Here is a 7,931-nt window from a genome sequence, read left to right as displayed (position 1 = left end):
GGACGGCAGAGGCCGTCCGCTCCCGCCGCACCGTGAGCGGGGGTGTTACGGGGTCAGGACGCCGGGGCGGCCTCGGGGGTCTTGCCGGGCTCGTCCTCGTCCTCGGGGGCTTCCAGCCGCATCTGCCGCGGAATCGCGAGCATCAGGAGGAAGGCGAGGACGACGACTCCGCCGAAGACCCACAGGGTGGTCTGCAGGCTGCCGGCGAAGGAGGTACCGGTGGCGTCCTTGGCGTAGCGGGCCAGGACCGGAGCTGCCTGCTCGTTCCGGAGTGCGGGTACGGCGCAGCTCTCCGGGACGACGGCCGGGTCCTTCTCGTCCACCCGGTCGACCGCGCACGTCCGGTAGGCCGCGACGGTGGTGTCCGCCTCTCCCGGGGTGAGCTGGGCGGTGGCGACGAGCTCCTTGCGCAGTTCGGCGGACTGGTCGTCGATCGCCGTGCCGGTGTTGCCCACGAGCCCGGCGAAGAACACGACGCTGACCAGGGCGCCGCCGACGGCGAAGCCGAGCTGGGCATTGGTGTGGACGATGCCGGAGGCGGAGCCCGCGTCCTTCTGCGGCACCTCGGAGATCACGATCTGCGGCAGCGGCGCGGCAATCAGACCGAAGCCGAGACCGACCAGGAGCATCGGCACCACGAGCTGCCAGGAGCTGATGCCGCTGCCGTACTCGCCGGCCGCCCACAGGAAGCTCAGCGCGCCGATCACGGTGACGACCGCGCCCGACTGCAGGACCTTGCGGCCGAACTTGGGCACCAGGACGACCATGGCCGCCGAGGAGGTGAGGAAGGCACCGAGGCAGAACGGCAGGCTGGTGAGGCCTGCCCGCATCGGCGACCAGCCGAGGCCGACCTGCATGTAGACGGTCCAGCCGATGTTGAACATGCCGATGCCGATGTAGAAGGCCAGGTTGACGCCGAGCCCGGAGGAGAAGCTGCGGATGCGGAACAGCGCCAGCTCCACGAGCGGTGAGCCGTCCAGGAGGGTCTTCTTCTTCTGCCACAGGATGAAGGCGGCCAGCACCGGCACCGATGCGGCCATCGACACGAAGCCCCACAGCGGCCAGTCCAGTTCGCGGCCCTGGAGCAGCGGGAAGATCAGCAGGAGCAGACCGGCAGTGGCCAGGACGACGCCCCTGACGTCGAGCTTCAGGGCGTGCGGCGCCTTGGACTCACGGAGCACGCGCGGCGCGTAGATCAGTCCGAGGATGCCGACCGGGATGTTGATGAGGAAGATCAGCCGCCAGCCGAGGCCGAAGAGGTCCCACTCGGCCAGCGGTCCGCCCGCACCCATGCCGACCGCTGCGGCCAGACCGGCCACACCGCCGTACATGGCGAAGGCGCCGGCCCGCTCCTTGGCGGAGAAGGTGACGTGGATGATGGCAAGGATCTGCGGAACCATGACTCCGGCGAAGGCGCCCTGGATCATGCGGGACGCGACCAGCTGCCAGGGCTCCTGGGCGAGTCCGGCACCCAGCGATGCCACCGTGAAGCCGACGACGCCCAGGAGGAACATCCGCTTGCGGCCGTAGATGTCGCCCAGCCGGCCGCCGAGGATCAGCATCAGCGCGAAGCTGAGCTGATAGCCCACCAGCACCCACTGGATGACGGAGTAACCGCCGCCGATGCCCTGCTGGATGGCTGGGGCCGCGACGTTCGCGATGGTGCCGTCCAGCATGTCCATGAAGGCGGCGACGAGCAGCACCAGCAGGGCCATCCAGCGCTTCGGGTCGGGCAGCGCCGCACCGGTTCGCGTATCCGCAGCCGTCTCGTCCCTTGCCACCTCCGTCTCCGTGGACGGAGCCTGCTCGGAGGAAATAGCCATGGTGTACCTCTCAGATCTTGGGGGGACCGGGGTAGTCCTTGGGGGGTTCCGCACGTGGCTGGACAGCCTTGGACCATCGGACGGCAGGATGCCCGATGTCAGTGGAATTCCACTGGAGTGCGGCTGAACCGCGGGGCCACTGCGGCAGGGCCGCTTCCGCGGGCCAGGTGATGCGGATGAGATGGCGCCTCCGCGGCGCTCAGCACCGGCGTGACACACGCCTCGGTGCCGTCGAACTGCTGCGCCCAGTGATCCCGGTCCCCGGTGATGAAGCGGCTCGCGAGCTCCCTGCGCAGCGCAGGCCAGTTGTGCGGGTCGTCGCGGTCGGGCAACCCTGCGCCCTGCAGCCCGAGTCCGTGCAGCAGCGCGGCGTAGAAGCGTTCCTCCAGGGCGCCGACGGCCACGTACCCGCCGTCGGCGCACGCGTAGGTGGTGTAGAACGGCGCTCCGCCGTCCAGCAGGTTCGTGCCGCGCTCGTGCCGCCACTGGCCGGCCGCCTCCATGCCGACCAGCATGCCGAGCATCGCCCCGGCACCGTCGACGATCGCGGCGTCGACGACCTGACCCCGGCCGGTCCGCTGCCGCTCGTACACGGCCGCGAGGATCCCTGCGACCAGGAACATCGAGCCGCCCGCGAAGTCCCCCAGGAAGTTCACCGGGACGACGGGCGGTCCGCCGGCTTCGCCGATCGCGTACAACGCACCACTGAGCGCGAGGTAGTTGATGTCGTGTCCGGGGGTCCTGGCGAGCGGTCCCTCCTGGCCCCAGCCCGTCATGCGGGCGTAGACCAGGGCGGGATTGCGGTCCAGGCAGACCTCGGGGCCGAGACCGAGCCGCTCCGCCACTCCCGGTCTGAAGCCCTCGACCAGGATGTCGGAGCTCTCCAGGAGGCGCAGGAGCTCCGCGACGTCGTCGGGGCTCTTCAGATCCAGTGCGATGCGGTGGCGCCCGCGGTCCAGGACCTGATGCCACTGTTCGAAGGAGCGGCGGCCGTCGGCGCGGTCGATCCGGATCACCTCGGCGCCGAGGTCGGCCAGGACCATGCAGGCGAAGGGCGCCGGTCCGATCGCCGCCAGTTCGACCACTCTCAGCCCGCTCAGGGGCCCGGTCGCAGTGGACCGGCCCTCACTCGCTGCTATGCCCATCCCGGGAGGCTAGGCAGCCGGGCCGGAGACCCCCTCGGGCAGTGCTCGGGCAGTGCTCGCGCCCCGGAGCACGGACTCCAGCTGTGCCCGAGGGGGCGCTGGCACCGTGCACCGGGAACTTTGTGCCGTCAGATTCCTGACGTTCTTCACGAGGAACGATTCCCCACGAGGAAGGATCCACTGTGACAACCAGTGCTACGGAGCCGGGCACCGCCGAGGCGGAGACCGTCACCTTCCCCTACAAACGGCAGTGCCCCTTCACTCCTCCGAAGGAGTACGCGGAGATCGTCGAGAAGGACGTCTCCCAGGTCACGCTGGCCGGATCCGGCCTCCGCATCTGGACGATCGCCGGCTACGAGACGATCCGGCAGCTGCTGACCGACCCCCGGGTCAGCGCCTCGCGCCGGCACGACAACTTCCCCTTCTACTTCATCGCTCCGCCCGAGTACCGCACGGAGACGTCCTTCATCGGCTACGACGGCAAGGCGCACAGCGACACCCGTCGCAAGGCCGCCCTGACGTTCACCAGCCGCCAGGTGCGCCGGCTGCGGCCCCGGATCGAGGAGATCGTCGACGACCACCTCGACAAGCTGCTGGCGATGGAGCCCGGGGTGGACTTCCACCACGCGTTCTCGCTGCCGGTGCCGATGACGGTCATCTGCGAGCTGCTCGGCATTCCGCAGGACCGGCACGAGTTCTTCATCAAGCACGGCACGGCACTGCTCGGCGGGCACAGCTCCACCGAGGAGCGTCAGGCCGCGATCGTCGAGGTGAACGCGTACGTCAGCGACCTCATCCAGCTGAAGAAGCGCGAGCCGGGCGAGGACCTCCTCAGCCGCGCGATGGCCGACTACGAGGCGTCCGGCGAGGAGTACACCGACCGCGACCTGTTCAACATGGTCCGGCTCCTGATGAACGGCGGCCACGAGACCACGGCCAGCCAGATCTCGCTCGGCACGGCCTGCCTGCTGGAGAACCCCGACCAGCTGAAGCTCCTGCTGAACGACCCCTCGCTGGTCAAGCCGGCCGTCGAGGAGCTGGTGCGGTTCGCGACGATCGGTGACACCGCGGTGCCCCGGGTCGCCCTGGAGGACATCGAGATCGGCGGGGTGACCATCCGCAAGGGCGACGGCATCCTCTGCCTCGGCCTCGCCGCCAACCGGGACCCCGAGGTGTTCCCCGAGCCGGAGAAGCTCGACATCACCCGCGGCAGCCGCAAGCACCTGGGCTTCGGGCACGGCGTGCACCACTGCATCGGTGCGGACCTCGCCCGTCTGGAGCTGGAGATCGTGTGGAGCAAGCTGTTCCAGCGCATTCCGACGCTGCAGCTCGCCAAGCCCTTCCTCGAGATACCCCGGAAGGAGGGCGCAGTGATCTACGGGCTGTGGGAGCTGCCGGTGAAGTGGTGAGGTCGACCCGTGCTCGAGCAGGCGTCCGTAGCGTGCCGTGGCACAACGCCCCGGCGGCAGTCCAGGAGGAAGACGTATGAGCACGGCACCCACGCCTTTCCGCATCGGGTTCCCCGACGCGGATCTCGCCGACCTCGGCGAGCGGCTGTCCCGGACCCGGTGGCCCGACAAGGAGACGGTCGGTGACTGGTCGCAGGGTGTGCCGCTGGCCTACCTCCGGGAGCTCGCCGCGTACTGGCAGAACACCTACGACTGGCGGGCGGCCGAGGCGCGGCTGAACGCGCTGCCGCAGTACCGCACCGAGATCGACGGTCTCGGCATTCACTTCCTGCACGTGACCTCACGCCACCCGCAGGCGAAACCGCTGCTGCTCAGCCACGGCTGGCCCGGATCCGTCATCGAATTCCTGGACATCATCGGCCCGTTGACGGACCCCGAGGACCCGGCGGACGCCTTCCACGTGGTCTGCCCGTCGCTGCCCGGCTTCGGCTTCAGCGACAAGCCGGCCGAGGCGGGCTGGACGGTGGAACGCACCGCCGCCGCATGGGCCGAGCTGATGGACCGGCTCGGATACGAGCGGTACGCGGCGCACGGCACCGACTGGGGCTCCTTCCTGACCGGAATCCTGGGCGAGAGCGACGCGGAGCATCTGGTGGGCATCCACCTGGCGATGCCTTTCGCCCGGCCGCCGCAGGAACAGGTGGAGCTGGACGAACGGGATCTGGCCGGCCTCGCCGCGCTCAAGGAGTTCCAGAGCAACGAGGGCGCGTACTCCGTGCTGCAGGCCACCCGCCCGCAGACACTCGGGTACGGCCTCTCCGACTCGCCCGTCGGCCAGCTGGCCTGGATGATCGAGAAGTACTGGGCCTGGAGCGACCACGACGGCGACGTCGAGAAGGTCATTCCCCGCGACCGGCTGCTGGACGCCGTGACGCTCGCCTGGCTGGCCGGCACCGCCACCTCGTCCGCCCGGATCTACTGGGAGAGCCACAACAAGATGGCGCTCGGCCGGGTCGACGTGCCCACGGCCTGCTCCGTCTTCCCCAAGGACGCCCGGATGCCGCGCGCCTGGTGCGCGCACCGTTTCACCGATCTGCGCCGCTGGACCGACCACGAGCACGGCGGGCACTTCCCCGCGCTGGAGCAGCCCGAGCTGCTCGTCGACGAGCTGCGTTCCTTCTTCCGCACGCTGACCTGAGACCTGAGACCTTCCGTCTGGAGGCACTGCCCATGACCGCCCGAACGCCCGGGGTGAGTGAAGACCTGCCCGAATTCCCGTTCCCGGGTACGAGTTACCGGGGCCCCGACCCGATCTTCACGCAGTTGCGCGCGGAGCGGCCCGTCGCGCGGGTGCAGTGGAGCGGAGGCGGTCATGCCTGGCTGGTGACCCGCCACGAGGACATCAAGTCGGTTCTGGACGACACCCGCTTCAGCCGCGCCGCCTCGTACGCACCGGACGCCCCCTCCTTCAGCGGGCTGTTCCAGGCCCCGCCCGGAATGATCATCTCGCTCGACCCACCGGACCACACCAGGCTGCGCGTTCTGGCCGAGCAGGCGTTCTCGCCGGCGCGGATCCAGGGAATGCGGCCCCGGGTGCGCGAACTCGCCGGCCGGCTGCTGGACGTGCTGGACAAGGAGTCGGACACCGGCCCGGTGGATCTGGTCGAGGGCTTCGCCGCTCCGCTGGCCATGGCCGTCATCTGTGAGCTGCTGGGTGTGCCGGAGAAGGACAGGGACCAGTTCCTCACGTGGGTACGCCAGTTCGCCGACGTATCGGGTCCCGAGGAGCTGGCCGTCGAGGGCCGCGAGAACCTCGGTGCCTATATCGCCGGGCTCGTGGCCGGCAAGCAGGCGGAGCCCTCCGACGATGTGCTCTCCGCTCTGATCACCGCCCGCGACGGCGAGGACCGCCTCGGCTTCGAGGAGCTGGTCGGGCTCGGCTACACGCTGCTGGGCGGCGGTTTCGACTCGGCCGCCGGCCAGATCTCCAACTTCGCCCTGACGCTGCTCGACCGCCACACCGACGTCTGGCGCCGGCTCGGCGAGCACCCCGAGGACGTCCCGGCGGCGCTGGAGGAGCTCCTCCGTACGGTCAATCTGACCGGCAACGACACCTCCGGGCTGCCCCGGATCGCCACGGAGGACGTGGAGATCGGTGGCGCGGTCATCCCCGCCGGGGACGCCGTGTTCCTCTCCTTCGCCTCCGCCAACCGCGACGGATCGGTGTTCGCCGACCCCGAGACCGCCGACTTCGGCCGGACCGTCAACCCCCACCTCGCCTTCGGGTACGGCATCCACCACTGCCTGGGAGCGCCGCTGGCCCGGGTGGAGCTCGCCGTCGCCCTGGAGGAACTGACCGCCCGCTATCCCGACGCGCGGCTGGCCGTCCCGGAGAGCGAGCTGCTCTGGAGGGCCGGCGATGTGAACCACAACCTGGTCAGCCTCCCCGTCCACCTGAGAAGGAGCACCACATGAGCAGCGTCGAGCTTCCCGCCGTCAGCAGGGAGGTCCGTCTTGCGGCCTACCCCGACGGCGAAGTCACCCTGGAACACTTCGAGTTCGGAGAGTCGGAGCTGTCCGCGCCGGCCGAGGGCGAGGTCGTCGTACGCAACGACTGGATGACGCTCGGCTCGGTGGCCCGCGACCAGATGAACCCCGACACGAAGCTACCGATCCCGGTCTTCCAGCCGGGGGTCGCCATGTGGGGCCGTACCGTCGGCACGGTGGTCGCGTCGAACAGCGGCACCCTCGCCGTCGGCGATCTCGTGGAGCACTTCTCCGGCTGGCGCGACTACGCGGTCGGCAACGCCCACGGCTTCTTCAAGCGTGACCGCTCCCTGCTGCCGGGCCCGGAGTACTTCCTGTCCCAGGGGCCGACGGCCTGGCACGGCATGGTCGGCACGGCGGCGGTCGCCGAGGGCGACACGGTGTTCGTATCGGGTGCCACCAACGGTGTCGGCGCGCTGGCCGGGCAGATAGCGAAGCTGCGGGGCGCCAAGCGGGTCATCGGCAGCACCGGCTCCAAGGAGAAGATCGACTTCCTGGTCGAGGAGCTCGGCTTCGACGCCGCGTTCGACTACCACGAGGGGCCGGTGGCCGAGCAGCTCGCCGAACTGGCTCCCGACGGCCTCGACGTGGTCTTCGACAACGTGGGCGGCGAGCAGTTCGAGGCCGCGGTCCAGGTCGCGGCCCGCGGTGCCCGCTTCGCGCTGTGCGGTGCCCTGTCCGGGCAGCACGGCGCGGGTGACGGCGGCAGCCCCAGGCTGCCCCTGATGTCCGCCATCACCAAGGACCTGACGCTGCGCGGCTTCGCGACGCTGCACACCCCCGACCAGATCGAGAACTGGAACGCCCAGTTCAGCACCTGGCTGCGCGAGGAGCGCATCGTCTTCCCGCACACGGTCGTCGAGGGCGGGGTCGCGGAACTGCCGGAGGCGTTCGTGGCACTGCTCGGCCGGAAGTACAGCGGCACGGTGCTGGTCAGGATGAGCTGAGACCGGCTCAGGTCGGTCTTATGTGCTGCGGTGGTGCCCCGGGGCCGTGTCCCGGGGCAC

At 69.9% G+C, this 7,931-nt stretch carries 6 protein-coding genes; 4 read left to right on the top strand and 2 right to left on the bottom strand.

The features are described from left to right. Nucleotides 1–53: 53 nt before the first annotated feature. Both ACFWBQ_RS37220 and ACFWBQ_RS37215 read right to left on the bottom strand, forming a co-directional pair. Entirely contained in the window at nt 54–1,823 is a 1,770-nt protein-coding gene (locus tag ACFWBQ_RS37220) for an MFS transporter (protein ID WP_385508180.1), read from the bottom strand. A gap of 98 nt (nt 1,824–1,921) precedes the next feature. Continuing rightward, nucleotides 1,922–2,968: a CaiB/BaiF CoA transferase family protein gene (locus tag ACFWBQ_RS37215; protein WP_385508177.1), complete on the bottom strand. Its 1,047-nt coding sequence runs from the start codon at nt 2,966–2,968 to the stop codon at nt 1,922–1,924. A 182-nt stretch (nt 2,969–3,150) separates the two neighbouring features. On the opposite strand from ACFWBQ_RS37215, the gene ACFWBQ_RS37210 reads away from it, so the two are divergent. The 4 genes from ACFWBQ_RS37210 (at nt 3,151) to ACFWBQ_RS37195 (ending at nt 7,871) form a co-directional block, all read left to right on the top strand. After that, nucleotides 3,151–4,377, top strand: a complete 1,227-nt coding sequence (locus ACFWBQ_RS37210) for a cytochrome P450 (RefSeq protein ID WP_385508173.1) — start codon at nt 3,151–3,153, stop codon at nt 4,375–4,377. Between the two features lie 76 nt (nt 4,378–4,453). After that, nucleotides 4,454–5,575 (top strand): epoxide hydrolase family protein, encoded by a 1,122-nt coding sequence (locus ACFWBQ_RS37205; RefSeq protein ID WP_385508170.1) that lies wholly within the window; start codon nt 4,454–4,456, stop codon nt 5,573–5,575. 32 nt (nt 5,576–5,607) lie between these two features. After that, entirely contained in the window at nt 5,608–6,852 is a 1,245-nt protein-coding gene (locus tag ACFWBQ_RS37200) for a cytochrome P450 (protein ID WP_385508167.1), read from the top strand. Then, nucleotides 6,849–7,871 carry a zinc-binding dehydrogenase gene (locus tag ACFWBQ_RS37195; protein ID WP_385508161.1) on the top strand — a complete coding sequence of 341 codons (1,023 nt, stop codon included), beginning with the start codon at nt 6,849–6,851 and terminating at the stop codon, nt 7,869–7,871. The genes ACFWBQ_RS37200 and ACFWBQ_RS37195 overlap by 4 nt, the downstream gene beginning before the upstream one ends. Nucleotides 7,872–7,931 lie beyond the last annotated feature (60 nt).

It is taken from the genome of Streptomyces sp. NPDC060035 (genome assembly GCF_042736635.1).
Lineage (GTDB): Bacteria > Actinomycetota > Actinomycetes > Streptomycetales > Streptomycetaceae > Streptomyces.
The sequence above is the reverse complement of the archived record's forward strand: the minus strand, read 5'-3'. Positions and strand labels throughout refer to the sequence as shown.

Excerpts from the sequence above, each read along its gene's own strand:
- ACFWBQ_RS37220 (WP_385508180.1), bottom strand. The coding sequence starts at position 1,823 with ATGGCTATTTCCTCCGAGCAGGCTCCGTCCACGGAGACGGAGGTGGCA.
- ACFWBQ_RS37215 (WP_385508177.1), bottom strand. The coding sequence starts at position 2,968 with ATGGGCATAGCAGCGAGTGAGGGCCGGTCCACTGCGACCGGGCCCCTG.
- ACFWBQ_RS37205 (WP_385508170.1), top strand. The coding sequence starts at position 4,454 with ATGAGCACGGCACCCACGCCTTTCCGCATCGGGTTCCCCGACGCGGAT.
- ACFWBQ_RS37200 (WP_385508167.1), top strand. The coding sequence starts at position 5,608 with ATGACCGCCCGAACGCCCGGGGTGAGTGAAGACCTGCCCGAATTCCCG.
- ACFWBQ_RS37195 (WP_385508161.1), top strand. The coding sequence starts at position 6,849 with ATGAGCAGCGTCGAGCTTCCCGCCGTCAGCAGGGAGGTCCGTCTTGCG.